Below are 18,065 nucleotides of genomic sequence, written 5' to 3' on the forward strand. Positions count from 1 at the left end.
TGCCGGGTGCCGATGGTCCAGAGGGGGAGTGGTTTTCGCTGACGGTCCAGAGGAGGGAGTGGGTTTCCCCGATGGTCCAGAGGGGCGGGCCGGTTCCGCGGCCCCCGCCCGAGGAGGCCGGAGGCGTGCGCAGCGCCAGGTGCGCGCACGTCCCGTACGGCAGCGCCTAACCGACCGGCTCGTCGTTCCGCCGCACGCCGGCCGGGGCCGGACCGGCGACCGGGGTGCCCGGCTCCGGCGGCGTCGGCTGCGGGCGCAGTCTGCGGTAGCCGGCGAACGCCACCAGCGCGGCCAGGACACCCGCCGTGCCCGGCACCAGATAGCCGCGGGCCGCCCCGAGGGCGTCCACGACCCAGCCACCCGCCGCCGAGCCGAGCGCGACGCCCACCGCGAGCCCGGTGCTCGTCCACGTCATGCCCTCGGTCAGCTTCGCCTGCGGCACATGCTCCTCGACCAGTGCCATCGTGGTCACCATCGTCGGCGCGACGGACAGCCCCGCCAGGAACAGCGCGAGCGCCAGCAGTGGCAGCGAGCTCACCAGCTGGAGCGGCACCATGCTCACGGCCATCGCGCAGACCCCCACCACCCAGCGGCGGGACGGGTGCCCCTTGAGATGCAGCAGCCCGAAGACCGCGCCCGCCGCACACGAGCCGAGCGCATAGACGGCCAGCACCAGGCTGGCGGCGGACTTGTGGCCCACCTCCTCGGCGAAGGCGACGGTCACCACATCGGTCGCCCCGAAGATCGCCCCCGTTGCCACGAACGTCAGCACCAGCACCTGCAGCCCCCGCGAACGCAGCGCGGAGCCCTTGGTGTGGTGTTCGCGCGGGTGCGGCATCGGTTCCGTACGGCGCTGCGCGGTCAGCCAGAAGACACCGGCCGCCAGAAAGACCGCCGCCAGCAGCGGCCCGGCCTCCGGGAACCAGGACGTCGACAGCCCGATGGACAGGATCGGGCCGAAGATGAAGCACATCTCGTCGACGATGGACTCCCACGAGTACGCGGTGTGCAGCTGCCGCGGCGAGCCCCGGTAGATCTCCGCCCAGCGCGCCCGGACCATCGAGCCCACGCTCGGCACACAGCCCACGCACGCCGCGAAGACGAACAGCGTCCAGTCCGCCCAGCGCTGCTGCGCACTCAGCAAAAGACCGGCGACCGCGACGAGGGAGACGAGGGTGACCGGGCGCAGCACCCGCCGCTGGCCGTGCCGGTCCACCAGCCGGGAGATCTGCGGGCCGATGGCGGCGGCCGACAGCGCGATCGTCGCGGACAGCATCCCGGCCAGGCCGTAGCGCCCGGTCAGCTGGGAGATCATCGTGACGATGCCGATGCCCATCATCGACAGCGTCATCCGGCCCAGCAGCCCGGCGGCGGAGAAGGACTTGGTGCCGGGACGGCCGAATATGGCGCGGTAGGGACTGGACAACGGGGGTGCTCCGCCAGGTGAGGACCGAGATTCGCTGAGGAATACAGCCGGTAAGGAACGACTAGGGCCGATACAGCTTACGGGTGGCCAGGCGCCGGCCGCCTCCGGGTTTTCCGCCCCTCGTTCGCCCAGGGCGCGCAGGGGGTCCGCCCGCCGCGGCACGGCGGAGGTGGCAGGATCAGCGACATGCCCGAACAGCGCGACCCCCGCCCTTACGACGCCCTGCTGTTGCTGTCCTTCGGAGGTCCCGAAGGCCCCGACGACGTGGTCCCTTTCCTGGAGAACGTCACCCGCGGCCGCGGCATCCCCCGTGAGCGCCTCAAAGAGGTCGGGCAGCACTACTTCCTGTTCGGCGGCGTCAGCCCCATCAACGCCCAGAACCGCGAGCTGCTCGACGCGCTCCGCAAGGACTTCGCCGAACACGGCCTGGACCTGCCGGTCTACTGGGGCAACCGCAACTGGGCGCCCTATCTGACCGACACCCTGCGCACGATGGTCACCGACGGCCATCGCCGTATCGCCGTCCTGGCGACCAGCGCCTATGCCTCGTACTCCGGTTGCCGGCAGTACCGCGAGAACCTCGCCGACGCGCTCGCCGTCCTCAAGGCCGAGGGCCTGCCCGTACCGCAGGTCGACAAGCTGCGGCACTACTTCAACCACCCCGGCTTCGTCCGCCCGATGATCGACGGCGTACTGGCCTCGCTCGCCGGACTGCCCGAGGACGTACGCCAGGGCGCGCACCTCGCCTTCACCACGCACTCCATCCCCACGGCCGCCGCCGACGCCTCCGGCACGCCCGCGGAGCACACCTCGGACGGCGAGGGCGGCGCCTATGTCGCCCAGCACCTGGACGTCGCCCGCGAGATCGCCGCCGCCGTGCATGCGGAGACCGGCGTGCAGCACCCCTGGCGGCTCGTCTACCAGTCCCGCAGCGGCGCCCCGCACATCCCCTGGCTGGAGCCGGACATCTGCGACCACCTGGAGACGGTGCACGCCGAGGGCGCCGCCGCCGTCGTCATGGCCCCCATCGGGTTCGTCTCGGACCACATGGAGGTCAAGTACGACCTCGACACGGAGGCCACCGCCAAGGCCGCCGAACTGGGGCTGCCGGTCGCCAGGTCGGCCACCGTCGGCGCCGACCCGCGGTTCGCCGCGGCGGTCCGCGACCTCCTCCTGGAGCGGGCGGCCACCGAGCGCGGCCGCTCCCCGGAGCGCTGCGCCCTGGGCGCCCTCGGCGCCTCCCACGACCTGTGCCCGGTCGGCTGCTGTCCCGCCCGTGCGCCCCGCCCGGCCGCCGCCGGCGCGGACTGGCAGGGTCCCCTCACACAGGCCCCGGCGTAAGCCCCGAAGCCGTACCCGCGCCGCCGCAGCGCCCGCCCCGTACGTCCCCGACCACCGCCCGCCTGAGCAAGGAGCAACGTGCCCGACCCACTGCACTCCGACCCGACGCACACCGCTGAGACCGGCGAGGCCGACGAGACCGCCGCCCTGTACGACGAACTCCTGGAGCTGGCCCTGGAGGCCGCCCGGCGCGCCGGGGCGCTGCTGCGCGACGGCCGGCCCGCCGACCTGGGCGTCGCCGCCACGAAGAGCAGCCCCATCGACGTCGTCACCGAGATGGACCTCGCCTCCGAGAAGCTGATCACCACCTTCCTCGCCGAACGCCGCCCCTACGACGGTTTCCTGGGGGAGGAGGGGGCAAGCGTCGACGGCACCAGTGGGGTCCGCTGGGTCATCGACCCCGTCGACGGCACCGTCAACTACCTCTACGACCTGCCCTCCTGGGCGGTGTCCATCGCCGCCGAGAAGGACGGCGAGACCGTCGTCGGCGTCGTCGCCGCCCCGATGCGCGGCGAGACCTACCAGGCCGTCCGGGGCCGCGGCGCGTTCAACAACGGTGTCCGCATCCGCCACCGGCCCGCGCCGCCGCTCTCCCAGGCGCTGGTCGCCACCGGCTTCGGCTATCTCGCCGAGCGCCGGGCGGCCCAGGCGGAGGTGGTGCGCACCCTGCTGCCGCAGGTCCGCGACATTCGGCGCGGGGGATCGGCCGCGATCGACCTGTGCGATGCGGCCTGCGGCCGGCTGGATGCCTACTACGAGCGCGGCCTCAACCCCTGGGACCTGGCGGCCGGTGTGCTGATCGCCGAGGAGGCCGGCCTGCTCACCGGGGGCCGTCCGGGCCGGGCCGCCTCCGGCGAGCTGACCCTGGCGGCCTCACCGGCCCTCTTCGGGCAGCTGCAGCCGCTCCTGGACGAGCTCGGCGCCTGGCACGACTGACCCCGGCCGACGGGCCCACCGACGCACGGGGCCACCGACGCAGGGGCCCACAGACGCACGAAAGCGCCCCGGCACCAGCCCTGCGGTGCCGGGGCGCTCCCGTCGTGGACGGCCGGGAGGTCAGGCGTTGCTGACCGCGCCGACCTCCACGCCATGCTCGGTGGCCAGACGCTGCAGGTCCTCAAGCTCTGCCTGCTCGACCTCGGCGAGGAAGTCGTCGCCCGACGCACGGGCCCGGTCCAGATCGGCTTCGGTGTTCTTTATGCGCTGCAGAATGCCTGCGGTGAACGCGTCCATGGTGCGCCCCCTCGTCGTGGGTCGGTGGCACGGGGGTGTGCCGACGGGTGGGTCGATCACGGCGTGGTCCCTGCGGTGGATCGGCCGCCAAATGACGCCAACAGGGTGTGATCGCGGGTGTGCAGACGTCCTCCCCACCCCAAACCTCACGGAAACCTCAACCCGTCCAGGAATCTGGCCATCCGGCATCCGGCGCCCGCTCTGAAACCCTCCGCACCCCCTCTTACCGCCGGTTTATGGCTCTTCGGGGCAGGATGGAAGGGCTCTGAGAGATGTTGTGCCCTGCCCCAAAGGGCCCTGAGGAAGGACAAGCGACGTGCGTGTACTCGTCGTCGAGGACGAGCAGCTGCTCGCCGATGCGGTGGCCACCGGACTACGCCGGGAGGCCATGGCTGTCGACGTGGTCTACGACGGCGCTGCCGCCCTGGAGCGGATCGCGGTCAACGACTACGACGTCGTTGTCCTCGACCGCGACCTGCCGCTGGTGCACGGCGACGACGTCTGCCGCAAGATCGTCGAGCTGGGCATGCCCACCCGCGTCCTGATGCTCACCGCCTCCGGTGACGTCAGCGACCGCGTCGAGGGCCTGGAGATCGGCGCGGACGACTACCTCCCCAAGCCCTTCGCGTTCACCGAGCTGACGGCCCGGGTGCGCGCCCTGGGGCGCCGTACGACCGTCGCCCTGCCGCCCGTCCTGGAACGGGCCGGCATCAAGCTGGACCCCAACCGCCGCGAGGTCTTCCGGGACGGCAAGGAGGTCCAGCTCGCACCGAAGGAGTTCGCGGTGCTGGAGGTGCTGATGCGCAGCGAGGGCACGGTCGTCTCGGCCGAGCAGCTCCTGGAGAAGGCCTGGGACGAGAACACCGACCCGTTCACCAACGTCGTCCGGGTCACGGTCATGACGCTGCGCCGCAAGCTGGGCGAGCCGGCCGTCATCGTCACCGTCCCCGGCTCGGGATACCGGATCTGACCGGCGATGCCTTCCTTGCCTTCGTTCTCCAAGGCGCACACGCCGCCACCCGCCACCCCGCCCAAGCCCACGTGGGACCCCCGGCCACCGGCCAACATCCGGCCGTTCCCCTGGCTGCGGCCCACGATCCGGATACGGCTGACGCTGCTGTACGGCGGGATGTTCCTGATGGCCGGCATCGTGCTGCTGACGATCATCTACATGCTGGCCGCGGACGCGCTCAGCGTGGGAAACCAGCCCCCCTTCAAGATCGTGGGCGCGAAGGAGCTGACGATCGAGAGCGCCACCTGCCGCGGGCTGTCCCCCTCCGTGATCAACGTGGACCAGCTCAACGGCGCGGTCGGCGAGTGCCTCCGGCACCAGCGTGCGGTGGCCCTCAACACCCTCCTCAACCGCTCCCTTCTCGCGCTCCTCGGCCTGACCCTCGTCGCCTTCGCCTTCGGCTACGCCATGGCAGGCCGGGTGCTGTCCCCGCTGGGGCGCATCACGCGCACCGCCCAGCGGGTGGCGGGTTCCGATCTGCACCGGCGGATCGAGCTGGGCGGGCCCGACGACGAGCTCAAGGAGCTCGCCGACACCTTCGACGAGATGCTGGACCGCCTGGACCGGGCCTTCGAGTCGCAGCGCCGCTTTGTGTCCAATGCCTCGCACGAGCTACGGACCCCTCTGGCGATCAACCGCACCTTGCTGGAGGTTCAGCTCGCCGACCCGGACGCGTCGCCCGAGCTCGCGCAGCTCGGCAAGACGCTGCTGGCGACGAACGAGCGCAGCGAGCAGCTGGTGGAGGGCCTCCTGCTGCTCGCCCGCAGCGAGAACAAGGTCGTCGACAAGAAACCCGTCGATCTGTCCGAGGTCGCCGCCCAGGCCGTCGACCAGGGCCGCCAGGAGGCGCACTCCAAGGGCGTGGAGCTGCGCGGGGTCCGCAAGCAGGTCTTCGTCCAGGGCAACGGCGTCCTGCTGGAGCGCATCGCGCTGAACCTCGTGCAGAACGCCGTGCGCTACAACGTCCCCGAGGGGGGCTGGGTCGAGGTCTGTACGGAGCCGCAGCCCGGCTGCGCGGTCCTGGTGGTGTCCAACACCGGACCGGTCGTCCCGGCCTACGAGATCGAGAACCTCTTCGAGCCGTTCCGGCGGCTGCGCACCGAGCGCACCGGCAGCGACAAGGGCGTGGGCCTCGGCCTGTCCATCGTGCGCTCGGTGGTGCGTGCCCATGACGGCACGATCACGGCCGAGCCGCGCGAGGGCGGCGGGCTGGTGGTGCGGGTCGTGCTGCCGCTCTGAGGCGGCCGCCGGGCGCCGGGCGGTCGTCGCCCGCCGCCCTGCGGGGCCGTGCGAGGGGCTGTGCGGCCGCTGGAGGCGTTACGCGCGTCCGCCGACGGTTTCGGACATGTGTACGCATGATCGCCCGCTGGGCGGCCGCACACCGCCTCGCCTCCGAGTTTGACGAAAAGGGCGGTGACCGAGGATCCTTCGCCCGAGTTCGCTTTGCGCGGAATTCGGCCGGCCCTCCCGGCGCCCGGAGCGTGTGTGATCCCTCACAGGCGCGAATTTCCGGCCATCTACGGTGAGTGATCAAAACACCCGGTGGAAAGCCGGGAAAATCCGGGTTTCCCGGGGGCCTGATCACGGGAAGTACACGTGATGGGCTGCGCGAGGTGCGACTTTCGGACCGTGTACGGTCCTGATCGCCATCCAAACCGATCACCTCTTCAGGGGTGCGGTTGGGTGTCGATTGAGTAACAGACCTTGATGTGAGGCAAAATCTCCGCCTCAGGTCGGGCACAAGTCCGGCCTCTCACGCGTTACGAGCGCTGAGACACCGCAGACACCCAGAGGGGGAGAGCGAAAATGGCTACGGATTACGACACCCCACGCAAGACCGATGACGACCTCAACGAGGACAGCATCGAGGAGCTGAAGTCGCGGCGGAACGACAAGTCCGCCTCGGCCGTCGACGTCGACGAGTTCGAGCAGGCCGAAGGCCTGGAACTGCCCGGCGCCGACCTGTCCAACGAAGAGCTCGCTGTGCGCGTGCTGCCCAAGCAGCAGGACGAGTTCACGTGCATGAGCTGCTTCCTGGTCCACCACCGCAGCCAGCTGGCCGCGGAGGACAAGAACGGCAACCCGATCTGCCGCGACTGCGCGGCCTGAGAACGGCCGACGCCGTGCCAGGCGTGAACCCGTTCCGTAAGGGACCAAGGGGCGAGAAAGGTCCGGCGGCCGGCGCACGATCACGCGGAGACAACGCGCCCGTGCCCGCCGACCCGACCGCCCTGCCCGCGGAGCGGACGACCGGCACACCGCAGTGGGGGCACCGCCCGCTCGAGCGAAGCCGAGAGCGGGGGAGAGGCCGCATGGCCTCGCTCGCGGCCACGGCCGTCCGCGGTGCCCGGACCGGCCGCGTCGGCGCGCGGGCACGGCTCGCCGCCATCGCCGACCGGATCGTCGACACCGCCCCGCGCATCCCGGTCCGCGACCTTGCGACCTTGCGCGCGCAGTTCCCCGGCCTGACCCCCGAGGAGCTGGCGGACAAGCTGATCGAGAGTGCCTGCAAGGGCACCGCCACCGTCGGTGCGGGCGTGGGCGCGGCGGCGATGCTGCCCGCACCGCCCGCCATCCTGTACGAGCTGACCGCCGAGATCGTCGGCGTCGCCTCCGTGGAGCTCAAGCTGATCGCCGAGCTGCACGAGGTCTACGGCCTGCGGCCCCGGGGGAATCGCCGGCAGCGCGCGCTGGCCACACTGACCTCCTGGACGGAGGAGCGGGGCATCGAGATCACCAACCCCGCGACACTGGACGTCGCGCTGGGTGTGCAGATGCGCCGCGAACTGCGCCGGCAGGTCATGAAGCGCACGCTGCGCAACCTTCCCAACCTCATGCCGTTCCTGGTGGGCGCCGCCGTGGGCGCGTTCATGAACCGCCGCGACACGGCACGGCTGGCCGACAAGATCCGCAAGGACCTGCGCCGCAGCCAGGTCCCGTGGGACGCCCTTCCGGACTCCGTACGGCCCTGAGGGGCCCCGCAAGGCCGGACGCCGCTCCGTCAGGCGCGTACGGCCGCCAGCGCCGCCACCAGACGCTCCGGCTCGCGCGTCGAGAGATACGCGTACGGCGTCGGGTCCTGGGGGTCGGTGATCTCCACCCGCACCGCGGTACGGATGTAGCCGCGCAGCAGCATGAACGCCCGCGCATCGGCCTTGTGCGTACGCCAGGCCATCGCCTCGTCGGCGTCCAGCGCCTGGGCCTCACCCAGCGCCGTCACCGGGATCTTCGCGTCACCCGCGATCAGCGAGTCGCCCACCACCCGGATCCGCGCCGAGCCGTACGAGCTCACCGCCACCGCGGCGAGCGCCGCGCCGCCGATCAGCCCGCCGAGCATCGGCAGCGTCCCCAGCGGGAGCAGCATCAGGGCGCAGGCGACGCCGATCAGCGTGGCGATCACCCACCAGGACCGGGGCGCGGTGAGGCGTTCTTCGTACGACTGCATGGCTCCAGCTTGGCACGGCGGCGCGGGCCCGTTACGCGCGCGGGTAGGGTCTGCACTCGTGAGTGGAACTGACAGAACGAGGTCGGAGGCGCCGCGGCTGACGCCACCGAAGGACGCCGTCGCTCCGGTGCGGCATCCGGAGGCGCCGGCGCCCGGCGAACTCCTCGGCGCGCACTACGACCGCTGCTTCGGCTGCGGCGACGGCCAGCAGCACGGTCTGCACCTGGAGGCGCGGGCCGGTGACGGTGTCAGCGTACGGGCGGAGTTCACGGTCAAGGAGGCCCACCAGGGCGCACCGGGCCTGGCGCACGGCGGCGTGCTGGCCACCGCGCTGGACGAGACGCTCGGCTCGCTGAACTGGCTGCTGCGGGTGATCGCGGTGACCGGCCGGCTGGAGACGGACTTCGTGCGGCCGGTGCCGCTGGGCACGGTGCTGCACCTGGACGCGCGGGTCACGGCGGTGGCCGGGCGGAAGATCTACTCGTCGGCCGAGGGCCGGATAGGCGGGCCGGACGGCCCGGTCGCGGTCCGCGCGGAGGCCGTCTTCATCGAGGTGAAGGTCGACCACTTCATCGACAACGGACGGACCGAGGAGATCCAGGCGGCGATGGCCGACCCGGACCAGGTCAAGCGAGCGCGTGCCTTCGAGGTGAACCCGTGAGTCAGGTACGGAATCCGGTGGATGTGCTGCTGCGGCGGCTGGATCCGGAGGTGCCCGTTCCGTCGTACGGGCATCCCGGCGACGCGGGCGTGGATCTGGTGACCACCGAGGCCGCCGAGCTGGCGCCGGGGGAGCGCGCCGTGCTCCCCACCGGGGTGTCGATCGCGCTGCCCGACGGGTACGCCGCCTTCGTGCATCCCCGCTCGGGTCTCGCCGCCCGGTGCGGCCTGGCGTTGGTGAATGCCCCCGGGACGGTCGATGCCGGGTACCGTGGGGAGATCAAGGTGATCGTGGTCAATCTGGACCCGCGCGAGAGCGTGCGGTTCGAGAGATTCGACCGGATCGCCCAACTGGTCGTCCAGCAGGTCGAGAAGGTGCGCTTCCACGAGGTGGCGGAACTTCCCGGCTCGGCGCGGGCCGAGGGGGGATTCGGTTCCACCGGCGGTCATGCGGCGGTGGGTGGGTCCACGGGCGGGAATGGATACGCATCGGTCGGTGCCGACCGGGAAGGACAGTGACGTGTTCGGACGTCGCAAGAAGAACGAGGCTCGCCAGGAGCCGGCGCAGGACACCGCGCTCGCCGAGGAGGCAGCGGTGAGCGACGCCGACGAGGACGAGGCGAGCGATCAGCGGATCGGTCTCCCGCCCGCGCCGCGCCCCGACGGCCCCTGGGACTCGTCGGAGGTCAAGGAGCCCGGCGAGGGCCGGGTGGACCTCGGCGGGCTGTTCGTGCCCGGGGTCGAGGGCATGGAGCTGCGGGTGGAGGTCGCCGGGGACGCGATCGTCGCCGCGACCGTGGTGCTGCAGGACAGCGCCGTACAGCTGCAGGCCTTCGCCGCCCCCAGGAACGAGGGCATCTGGGGCGAGGTCCGCGAGGAGATCGCCTCCGGCATCACCCAGCAGGGCGGTGCCATCGACGAGGTCGAGGGCCCGCTGGGCTGGGAGCTGCGCGCCCAGGTCCCCGTGCAGCTGCCGGACGGGACGAACGGCGTGCAGGTCGTGCGGTTCGTCGGCGTCGACGGCCCCAGGTGGTTCCTGCGCGGTGTGATCTCCGGGCAGGGCGCGGTGCAGCCGCAGGCCGCCGGGGTGCTGGAGCACATCTTCCGGGACACCGTGATCGTCCGTGGCGAGGCGCCGATGGCGCCGCGCGACCCGATCGTCCTGAAGCTGCCGGACGACGCCCAGATGGTGCCGGACGGTGTGCAGCAGGATGCGGCCGGAGGGTCGCGCTTCGGTGGTGGCGTGGAGCGCCTGGAGCGCGGTCCGGAGATCACCGAGATCCGCTGACACATCCCCGGCCGGCGGGCGCACGGAGTGCGCCGAGGTCGGCCGGAACAGTGAGGGTCATGAGGGCCCGTATCCCCGTTGAGGGGGTGCGGGCCCTCGGTGTTTGTGCAGGTCAGGTCGGAACGCGTATGAAAATCGTCAACAGAGCGCTAATGGCCGTAAGGGAGACGTCAACGGCGGTCGTGCGACGTCGGAAGGACGCTTTGCTTTGGGGGTCCTCATCTCCCCATCCATCTAGGAGCACACGATGGCCGACGTGGCCTTCGTCGTTGTCACGGTCGCGGTCTTCGCGCTGGTGGCTCTCGTCGCCAAGGGGGTGACGAAGCTGTGACCATCGAGAACATCGTCGGCCTGATCGTTGCCGTCGCCCTGCTCGGATATCTGGTCCTCGCCCTCGTCTTCCCGGAGAGGTTCTGAGCACTAGATGAGCCCCGTTCTTGCAGGTGTGCTCCAGCTGATAGCGCTCGTCGCGGCGCTGGCCCTGGCGTACCGTCCGCTCGGCGACTACATGGCCGCCGTCTACAGTTCCCCCAAGCACCTTCGCGTCGAGAAGATCATCTATCGCTGCATCGGCGCCAACGCGGACGCCCAGATGCGCTGGCCCGCCTACCTGCGCGGCGTCCTGGCCTTCTCCGCGGCGGGTGTGCTCTTCCTCTACCTCCTGCAGCGCCTCCAGGGTGGCCTGCCGCTGTCCCTCGGCTTCGCCGCGATCAGCCCGGACCAGGCGTTCAACACCGCCGCGTCCTTCGTCGCCAACACCAACTGGCAGTCCTACAGCGGCGAGCAGGCCATGGGCCACGTCGTGCAGACCGCCGGCCTCGCGGTGCAGAACTTCGTCTCCGCGGCCACCGGTATGGCCGTCGCGATCGCCCTCGTCCGCGGCTTCGCCCGGTCCCGCACGGGCGACCTCGGCAACTTCTGGGCCGACCTGGTCCGCAGCACCGTACGGATCCTCGTCCCGATCTCCGTCGTCGGCGCCATCGTCCTGGTGGCCTGCGGTGCCGTCCAGAACTTCTCCGGCATCCACGAGGTCGGACAGTTCATGGGCGGTGCCCAGCAGACCAATGGCGGCGCGGTGGCTTCCCAGGAGGTCATCAAGGAGCTGGGCACCAACGGAGGCGGCTACTTCAACGCCAACTCCGCCCACCCCTTCGAGAACCCCACCGCCTTCACCAACCTCTTCGAGATCTTCCTGATCCTGGTCATCCCGTTCGCGCTGACCCGCACCTTCGGCAAGCTCGTCGGGAACGTGAAGCAGGGCTACGCGATCCTCGCCACGATGGGCATCATCTGGCTCGGCTTCACCGCCCTGATGATGTGGACCGAGTTCGCGCACGGCGGCCCGGCCCTGCAGGCCGCGGGCGCCGCCATGGAAGGCAAGGAGACCCGGTTCGGTGTCGGTGGCTCCGCGATCTTCTCCGTGGCCACCACCCTGACCTCCACCGGAGCGGTGGACTCGTTCCACTCCTCGTTCACGGCGTTCGGCGGCGGCATCCAGCTGCTGGGCATGATGCTGGGTGAGATCGCGCCCGGCGGTGTGGGATCCGGCCTCTACGGCATGCTCGTCATGGCGATCATCGCGGTGTTCATCGCCGGCCTGATGGTCGGCCGTACGCCCGAGTACCTCGGCAAGAAGATCGGCACCCGCGAGATCAAGCTCGCCGCCTGCTACATCCTCATCACGCCCACCCTGGTGCTCGGCTTCACCGCCGCGTCCATGGTGCTGCCGGACGCGCTGGGCTCGATTCTCAACACCAAGGCCATGGGCGCCGGTTCGCACGGCTTCTCCGAGGTGCTCTACGCCTTCACCTCCGGTGCCAACAACAACGGCTCCGCCTTCGGCGGACTGAACGCCAACACGCCCTGGTACAACACCACGATCGGTCTGGCGATGCTGCTCGGCCGCTTCCTGCCGATGGTGTTCGTGCTCGCGCTGGCCGGCTCGCTCGCCGAGCAGAAGCCGATCCCGGAAACCGCGGGCACCCTGCGTACCGAAAAGCCGCTCTTCGCCGGGCTGCTCGTCGGCACGATCCTGATCATCACCGGTCTGACGTACTTCCCGGCGCTGGCCCTCGGGCCGCTGGCGGAGGGCCTGTCATGACCGCCCCCGTGAAACCGGAAGGGCCCGGCTCCATGGCCTCCAGTTCGACAGCAACTCCGACTCGCGCTCCGCACCAGGACGTTCCCAGCGGGCACAAGCCCGGCGACGGCCGCGTGGGCGGCGGGCTCTTCGACCCCAAGCAGCTGGTCAAGTCCTTCCCGGACGCGATACGCAAGCTCGACCCGCGGGTGATGGTCAAGTCCCCCGTGATGTTCGTCGTCGAGGTCGGCTCCGTGCTGACCACGATCTTCGCCGTCAAGTCCCCCTCGGACTGGTTCGGCTGGGCGATCGCCGCCTGGCTGTGGCTGACGGTCGTCTTCGCGAACCTCGCGGAGGCGGTCGCCGAGGGCCGGGGCAAGGCGCAGGCCGACACCCTGCGCAAGGCCAAGACCGACACCGTGGCGCGCCGGCTGAACGGTGCGACGGAGGAGCAGGTCCCCGGTACCGAGCTGCGCATCGGTGACCTGGTCGTCTGCGAGGCCGGCGACATCATTCCGGGTGACGGCGACGTCGTCGAAGGTGTGGCGTCGGTGGACGAGTCCGCGATCACGGGCGAGTCGGCCCCGGTGATCCGGGAGTCGGGCGGCGACCGCTCGGCCGTCACCGGCGGGACGAAGGTGCTCTCCGACCGCATCGTCATCAAGATCACGACGAAGCCGGGCGAGACCTTCATCGACCGGATGATCAACCTCGTCGAGGGCGCCGCACGGCAGAAGACCCCCAACGAGATCGCGCTGAACATCCTGCTCGCGTCGCTCACCATCGTCTTCCTGCTGGCGGTCGTCACCCTCCAGCCGTTCGCGATCTACGCGGGCGCAGAACAGCCCATGATCGTGCTGCTCGCGCTGCTGGTCTGCCTGATCCCGACGACGATCGGTGCGCTGCTGTCGGCCATCGGCATCGCCGGTATGGACCGGCTCGTCCAGCGCAATGTGCTCGCGATGTCCGGGCGCGCCGTCGAAGCGGCAGGCGATGTATCGACATTGCTGCTCGACAAGACGGGCACCATCACCCTGGGCAACCGCCAGGCCGCCGAGTTCGTGCCCGTCCGCGGGACGACCGAGGCGGAGGTCGCGGACGCCGCGCAGCTTTCCTCGCTGGCCGACGAGACGCCCGAGGGCCGCTCCATCGTCGTCCTGGCCAAGGAGAAGTACGGGCTGCGCGAGCGCCACCAGGGTGAGCTGACGGGCGCCGAGTGGGTGCCGTTCACCGCCCAGACCCGTATGTCGGGTGTGGACGTGGACGGCCGCAAGGTCCGCAAGGGCGCCTCGGGTTCGGTCATCGCCTGGGTCACCGAGCGCGGCGGCAGCGTCGCCGACGACGCCGACACGCTGAGCAACGCGATCTCGCAGGCCGGCGGCACGCCGCTGCTGGTGGCCGTCGAGGACGACAAGGGCGCCCGCGTCCTTGGCGTCATCCACCTCAAGGACGTCGTCAAGGACGGCATGCGCGAGCGGTTCGACGAGCTGCGCCGGATGGGCATCAAGACCGTGATGATCACGGGTGACAACCCGTTGACGGCGAAGGCGATCGCGGACGAGGCGGGGGTGGACGACTTCCTCGCGGAGGCCACGCCCGAGGACAAGATGGCGCTGATCAAGCGGGAGCAGGCGGGCGGCAAGCTGGTCGCGATGACCGGCGACGGGACGAACGACGCTCCGGCGCTGGCGCAGGCGGATGTCGGCGTGGCCATGAACACCGGGACCTCGGCCGCCAAGGAGGCCGGGAACATGGTGGACCTGGACTCCAACCCGACCAAGCTCATCGAGATCGTCGAGATCGGCAAGCAGCTCCTGATCACCCGTGGCGCGCTGACGACCTTCTCGATCGCCAATGACGTCGCGAAGTACTTCGCGATCATCCCGGCGATGTTCGCGGTGGCCTACCCGGGCCTGGACACCCTCAACATCATGCGGCTGTCCAGCCCCAACTCCGCGATCCTCTCCGCGATCATCTTCAACGCGCTGATCATCATCGCGCTGGTGCCGCTCGCCCTCAAGGGCGTGCAGTACCGGCCGGTCAGCGCCGACAAGATGCTGCGGCGGAACCTCGCCGTCTACGGGCTCGGCGGCCTGATCGCCCCCTTCATCGGCATCAAGCTCATCGACCTGCTCATCTCTCTCATCCCCGGGCTGCACTGACTTAAGGAGCTGGTGACCGACATGAACAACTCCGTAAGCAACACCGCCCGGTTGATCGGGGCGGGGCTGCGCGCCCTGCTCGTACTGACCGTGGTCTGCGGGGTCATCTACCCGCTGGTGGTCACCGGAGTGGCGCAGGCGGCGTTCCCCGGCAAGGCCAACGGCTCCGAGGTGAAGTCCGACGGCAAGGTCGTCGGCTCCTCGCTGATCGGCCAGCGCTACGACAAGGGCCAGGACAAGGCCGGAAACCCCGTCCCGGACCTGAGGTTCTTCCAGCCGCGCCCGTCGGCGGGACTGGGCAGCAACAAGACCAACGGCGTCAACACGCAGTACGACCTCCAGGTCTCCGGCGCCTCCAACCTGGGCGCCACCAACACCGACCTGATCAAGGCGGTGCGGGAACGCAAGAAGTGGGTCGCCACGACGTACGGGGTGCCCGAGTCGAAGGTCCCGGCGGATGCGGTGACGTCCTCCGGCTCCGGCCTCGACCCCGACATCTCACCGGAGTACGCCCGGCTGCAGGCGGCCCGGGTGGCCAAGGAGAACCACCTCCCCGCCGGCAAGGTGGCGCAGCTGGTCAAGGAGCACACCGACGGTCCCGCCCTGGGTTTCCTGGGCGAACCGCGGGTGAACGTCCTCGAGCTCAACATCGCCCTGAAGGGGCTGGTGCGGAGCCAGGGCTGAGTGGCCGTCGCGGCGGGCGGCTCCGGGGAGATCCTCCCCGGGGCCGCCCGCCGCGCTGTATGCCGTTACCTACGGCCGAGGAGGGCGCGCGTGCCTACGTACGGTGCCGGGGAGGGCGCCCTCCTGAAGGACCTCTCAAAGGACCTCGACCTCAAAGGGCTTCGTCCTGAAGGGTCGTCAGCAATGCCGCCAGCAGCCCGGGAAACCGTGCGTCGAGGTCGGCGCGGCGCAGCTGCACATAGCGGTTGCGCCCGACGGCCCGCGTGGAGGTGATCCCGGCCTCGCGCATGATCCGCATATGGTGCGACACCGTTGACTTGTGCAGATGGGCGAGTCCCAGCCGCTGCGACGAGCAGTCGTACTGGTCGCCGCTCGCGTAGATCCGCAGCAGATGCAGCCGCGTCGGATCCCCGAGCGCATGCAGCACCTTCACCAGCTCGATGTCCGCGGTCTCCGGCTGCTCCAGCAGCACACCCTCGCCGTCACCCGCAGCGCCGCCGCTCACCGGGGCCTCCTTCCGTCGCCGCTCTGCAACCGCTCAGCCTAATTTCCCTCCGGACCCCCGCTCCCCAATTGTTTGACAATCATCCAACAATCTCTATTGTTTGACGCACGTCAAACTTATCCGGCCTCTCCCCTCCGCGCTGGGAAGGACCTCCGTGCGTCTTCGTCTGTTACTGCTCGCCCTCGGTACGTTCGCCATGGGCACCGATTCCATGGTCATGGCCGGCATCCTCGGCCTCGTGGCCCACGACCTGGGCGTCTCCGTCCCGGCGGCCGGTCAGATGGTCACCGTCTTCGCCCTGTCCTACGCGGTGCTCGCCCCGGTGCTCGCGACCGCCGTCGCCAGATGGCCGCGCCGCGGTGTGCTGCTGGTCGCGCTCACCGTTTTCACCGTGGCCAATGCGCTCAGCGCCGTGGCACCCAACTACCCCGTCCTGCTGGCCACTCGGGTGCTGGCGGCGGCCGGCGCCGCGCTCTACACCCCCACCGCCAACGCCGTGGCCACCACCCTCGTACCGCCCGAGCGGCGCGGCCGCGCACTGGCCACCGTCCTCGGCGGAATGACGGTGGCCACCGCGCTCGGCGTGCCCCTGGGCACCTACCTCGGCCGCACCGACTGGCGGCTGACGATGTGGCTGGTGGTGGTCCTGGGGGCCGCCGCGTTCCTCGGCCTCGCCCTCCTGCTGCGCGACCTGCCGGCCCCCGGCGCCGCGCCCGGCCTGCGCGCCCGCCTCGCCCCGCTGCGCGATCGCCGCGTCCAGGGAGCCGCCGTCACCACCCTGACGTTCTTCCTGGCCATCAACCTGGTCTACATCTTCCTCGGCACGGCGGTACGCCCGGCCACCGGCGGCGACGCCGGCCGGCTCAGCCTGATCATGCTCGTCTCCGGCATCGCCTCGGTCGCCGGCAACTGGCTGGGCGGCCGGGCCGTGGACCGCCTGGGGGTACGCATCGTCCTGCTCACCGGCGGCGCACTGGCCGCGACGATGTACCTCGCCCTGCCCTGGGCCGCGACCACGATGACCGGCGCGCTGATCTACGCCGCGCTCGCTCCGCTCGCCGCCTGGCCCGTCGCCGTCGCGCTGCCGCACCGCCTGGCATCCCTCGACCCGCCCAACGCGCCGCTGCTGATCTCCCTCAACAGCAGCGCTCTCTACCTGGGTATGGCCGCCGCGGGCGGCGCCGGCAGCCTCGCGCTCACCGTGCTCGGCGAGCGCTGGTTCCCGCTCGTCTCGGCCGCGCTGATGCTCGTCGCGCTGGGGCTGTCGGCCGTCAGCACGCGCCGGAGCGCGCCCCGCGCGGGGACGGACGCGGGCGCGGAGGCGGGCACGAACGGGGGAGCCGATGCCGGCCGCCGGCCCGCGGCGCCGGGCCCCTCCCGCGACGGCGACGCGCCCTCCGGGAGCCCGGCGCCCACCGCCTCCGAAGGCGCCGCCCCCGCCGCACGCTGAGCCGGCGGCCCGCCGCCAGGGCGGGCCCCCGGCTCAAGGGCACGCCCGCGCCGACGGCCCGCCGGCCCGCAGGCCGTAGGGGCGCCGGCCGGGAGGGCCGGAGCTACCAGACGTCGCCCTCCCGCCAGTCGCAGCCAAGGTCCGCGTCGAGGTCGACGGCGGCCGCCGTCGGCAGGACGTAGAGGCAGCCGTCCTCGTCGGGGGTGCGCCGGATGCCGTCCGGCGTCAGGGCCCAGGAGCAGCCGCGCCACAACTGCCAGCCGCGCGCCGCATAGAAGTCCGCGGCGTCCTCGGAGGCGGCCAGTGCGCCGAGGTCGTAGGCGCCGCGTATCACCCGCTCCAGTGCCTCCATCATGGCGGCGCCGTGGCCCCGGCCGCGGCGGTCCGCGCGGACGCCGACGCCCTCCACATAGCCGCAGCGCAGCGCCCGGCCGCCGTGCAGCAACCGGCGCTGGACGACGGCCGCATGGCCGATGAGTTCGCCGTCCTCATGGATCAGTGCATGGATACCGCCGAGCGAGTGTTCCCAGTCCTCCGCGGTCATGTCGTCGAACACGTCGTACAGGAGGATGCGGGCCGCCCCGAGGGTGGCGGTGTCCAGGGTGGAGGTATGAGCGGTGTGCAACTCGGCCATACGGGCATCCTCGCAGCCGGTGCGCGCCCGGGCGACGGAGTTTTACGGTGCCCCGCGGCGCGGTGACCGGGGTATCGGCGACCCGCGTATCAGAGTCGCGTCAAAACCGCATCCGGAGCCGCCACCTGCGGCTTTTGTCCGCCTG

The 18,065-nt window shown here is 71.0% G+C and carries 19 protein-coding genes; 14 read left to right on the forward strand and 5 right to left on the reverse strand.

Annotated elements, in window-relative coordinates; genetic code table 11:
• Positions 1 to 166: 166 nt before the first annotated feature.
• Positions 167 to 1,426 (reverse strand): MFS transporter, encoded by a 1,260-nt coding sequence (locus AC5677_RS29045; protein ID WP_497190853.1) that lies wholly within the window; start codon positions 1,424 to 1,426, stop codon positions 167 to 169.
• Positions 1,427 to 1,612: 186 nt separating this feature from the next.
• Here AC5677_RS29045 and AC5677_RS29050 point away from each other — a divergent pair, with 186 nt between their 5' ends.
• A complete protein-coding gene (locus tag AC5677_RS29050; RefSeq protein ID WP_497190854.1) occupies positions 1,613 to 2,767 on the forward strand; it encodes a ferrochelatase in 1,155 nt (384 codons plus the stop codon).
• A gap of 78 nt (positions 2,768 to 2,845) precedes the next feature.
• On the forward strand, positions 2,846 to 3,703 hold the full coding sequence (locus AC5677_RS29055) for an inositol monophosphatase family protein (RefSeq protein WP_497190855.1): 858 nt from the start codon (positions 2,846 to 2,848) through the stop codon (positions 3,701 to 3,703).
• Positions 3,704 to 3,823: 120 nt separating this feature from the next.
• Here the strand turns inward: AC5677_RS29055 and AC5677_RS29060 are convergent, their stop codons facing one another.
• On the reverse strand, positions 3,824 to 4,000 hold the full coding sequence (locus AC5677_RS29060; RefSeq protein ID WP_400071878.1) for a hypothetical protein: 177 nt from the start codon (positions 3,998 to 4,000) through the stop codon (positions 3,824 to 3,826).
• Between the two features lie 316 nt (positions 4,001 to 4,316).
• Between AC5677_RS29060 and AC5677_RS29065 the strand changes: the two genes are divergently transcribed.
• The 4 genes from AC5677_RS29065 to AC5677_RS29080 all read left to right on the forward strand — a co-directional run bounded on the left by AC5677_RS29065 (position 4,317) and on the right by AC5677_RS29080 (position 7,984).
• Positions 4,317 to 4,970, forward strand: coding sequence for a response regulator transcription factor (locus AC5677_RS29065; protein WP_030062975.1), 654 nt, complete (start codon positions 4,317 to 4,319; stop codon positions 4,968 to 4,970).
• Positions 4,971 to 4,976: 6 nt separating this feature from the next.
• Complete coding sequence (locus AC5677_RS29070) at positions 4,977 to 6,251, forward strand: sensor histidine kinase (protein WP_497190856.1); 1,275 nt, start codon at positions 4,977 to 4,979, stop codon at positions 6,249 to 6,251.
• Between the two features lie 567 nt (positions 6,252 to 6,818).
• Positions 6,819 to 7,121: a DUF4193 domain-containing protein gene (locus AC5677_RS29075; protein ID WP_016575747.1), complete on the forward strand. Its 303-nt coding sequence runs from the start codon at positions 6,819 to 6,821 to the stop codon at positions 7,119 to 7,121.
• Positions 7,122 to 7,135: 14 nt separating this feature from the next.
• Positions 7,136 to 7,984, forward strand: coding sequence for a hypothetical protein (locus AC5677_RS29080; RefSeq protein ID WP_497190857.1), 849 nt, complete (start codon positions 7,136 to 7,138; stop codon positions 7,982 to 7,984).
• A 29-nt stretch (positions 7,985 to 8,013) separates the two neighbouring features.
• Here the strand turns inward: AC5677_RS29080 and AC5677_RS29085 are convergent, their stop codons facing one another.
• Positions 8,014 to 8,457, reverse strand: a complete 444-nt coding sequence (locus AC5677_RS29085) for a DUF3093 domain-containing protein (protein WP_497190858.1) — start codon at positions 8,455 to 8,457, stop codon at positions 8,014 to 8,016.
• Positions 8,458 to 8,515: 58 nt separating this feature from the next.
• On the opposite strand from AC5677_RS29085, the gene AC5677_RS29090 reads away from it, so the two are divergent.
• The 7 genes from AC5677_RS29090 to kdpC all read left to right on the forward strand — a co-directional run bounded on the left by AC5677_RS29090 (position 8,516) and on the right by kdpC (position 15,331).
• Entirely contained in the window at positions 8,516 to 9,118 is a 603-nt protein-coding gene (locus AC5677_RS29090) for a PaaI family thioesterase (RefSeq protein ID WP_497190859.1), read from the forward strand.
• Entirely contained in the window at positions 9,115 to 9,636 is a 522-nt protein-coding gene (gene dut, locus AC5677_RS29095; RefSeq protein ID WP_467943237.1) for a dUTP diphosphatase, read from the forward strand. The genes AC5677_RS29090 and dut overlap by 4 nt, the downstream gene beginning before the upstream one ends.
• Position 9,637: 1 nt before the next feature.
• Positions 9,638 to 10,405, forward strand: a complete 768-nt coding sequence (locus AC5677_RS29100) for a DUF3710 domain-containing protein (protein WP_497190860.1) — start codon at positions 9,638 to 9,640, stop codon at positions 10,403 to 10,405.
• 327 nt (positions 10,406 to 10,732) lie between these two features.
• Positions 10,733 to 10,822, forward strand: coding sequence for a K(+)-transporting ATPase subunit F (gene kdpF, locus AC5677_RS29105; protein ID WP_016575741.1), 90 nt, complete (start codon positions 10,733 to 10,735; stop codon positions 10,820 to 10,822).
• A gap of 7 nt (positions 10,823 to 10,829) precedes the next feature.
• Positions 10,830 to 12,506, forward strand: coding sequence for a potassium-transporting ATPase subunit KdpA (gene kdpA / locus AC5677_RS29110; protein WP_497190861.1), 1,677 nt, complete (start codon positions 10,830 to 10,832; stop codon positions 12,504 to 12,506).
• The gene (gene kdpB / locus AC5677_RS29115; RefSeq protein ID WP_497190862.1) at positions 12,503 to 14,647 is read left to right on the forward strand and encodes a potassium-transporting ATPase subunit KdpB; all 2,145 of its coding nucleotides are present in this window, start codon (positions 12,503 to 12,505) and stop codon (positions 14,645 to 14,647) included. Before kdpA ends, kdpB begins: the two co-directional genes overlap by 4 nt.
• A 21-nt stretch (positions 14,648 to 14,668) precedes the next feature.
• On the forward strand, positions 14,669 to 15,331 hold the full coding sequence (gene kdpC / locus AC5677_RS29120) for a potassium-transporting ATPase subunit KdpC (protein WP_497190863.1): 663 nt from the start codon (positions 14,669 to 14,671) through the stop codon (positions 15,329 to 15,331).
• A gap of 151 nt (positions 15,332 to 15,482) precedes the next feature.
• On the opposite strand, the gene AC5677_RS29125 is transcribed toward kdpC, so the two are convergent.
• On the reverse strand, positions 15,483 to 15,836 hold the full coding sequence (locus AC5677_RS29125) for an ArsR/SmtB family transcription factor (RefSeq protein WP_497190864.1): 354 nt from the start codon (positions 15,834 to 15,836) through the stop codon (positions 15,483 to 15,485).
• 154 nt (positions 15,837 to 15,990) lie between these two features.
• Here AC5677_RS29125 and AC5677_RS29130 point away from each other — a divergent pair, with 154 nt between their 5' ends.
• Positions 15,991 to 17,286 carry an MFS transporter gene (locus AC5677_RS29130; RefSeq protein WP_497190865.1) on the forward strand — a complete coding sequence of 432 codons (1,296 nt, stop codon included), beginning with the start codon at positions 15,991 to 15,993 and terminating at the stop codon, positions 17,284 to 17,286.
• Between the two features lie 103 nt (positions 17,287 to 17,389).
• Here the strand turns inward: AC5677_RS29130 and AC5677_RS29135 are convergent, their stop codons facing one another.
• Complete coding sequence (locus AC5677_RS29135) at positions 17,390 to 17,920, reverse strand: GNAT family N-acetyltransferase (RefSeq protein ID WP_497190866.1); 531 nt, start codon at positions 17,918 to 17,920, stop codon at positions 17,390 to 17,392.
• Between the last annotated feature and the right edge of the window lie 145 nt (positions 17,921 to 18,065).

Source organism: Streptomyces sp. JLSY215, from assembly GCF_059682825.1.

Bases quoted from the DNA above. Each gene is read 5' to 3' on its own strand.
- AC5677_RS29050 (WP_497190854.1), top strand. From the start codon at position 1,613: ATGCCCGAACAGCGCGACCCCCGCCCTTACGACGCCCTGCTGTTGCTG.
- AC5677_RS29060 (WP_400071878.1), bottom strand. From the start codon at position 4,000: ATGGACGCGTTCACCGCAGGCATTCTGCAGCGCATAAAGAACACCGAA.
- AC5677_RS29070 (WP_497190856.1), top strand. From the start codon at position 4,977: ATGCCTTCCTTGCCTTCGTTCTCCAAGGCGCACACGCCGCCACCCGCC.
- AC5677_RS29075 (WP_016575747.1), top strand. From the start codon at position 6,819: ATGGCTACGGATTACGACACCCCACGCAAGACCGATGACGACCTCAAC.
- AC5677_RS29085 (WP_497190858.1), bottom strand. From the start codon at position 8,457: ATGCAGTCGTACGAAGAACGCCTCACCGCGCCCCGGTCCTGGTGGGTG.
- kdpA (WP_497190861.1), top strand. From the start codon at position 10,830: ATGAGCCCCGTTCTTGCAGGTGTGCTCCAGCTGATAGCGCTCGTCGCG.
- kdpB (WP_497190862.1), top strand. From the start codon at position 12,503: ATGACCGCCCCCGTGAAACCGGAAGGGCCCGGCTCCATGGCCTCCAGT.
- kdpC (WP_497190863.1), top strand. From the start codon at position 14,669: ATGAACAACTCCGTAAGCAACACCGCCCGGTTGATCGGGGCGGGGCTG.
- AC5677_RS29135 (WP_497190866.1), bottom strand. From the start codon at position 17,920: ATGGCCGAGTTGCACACCGCTCATACCTCCACCCTGGACACCGCCACC.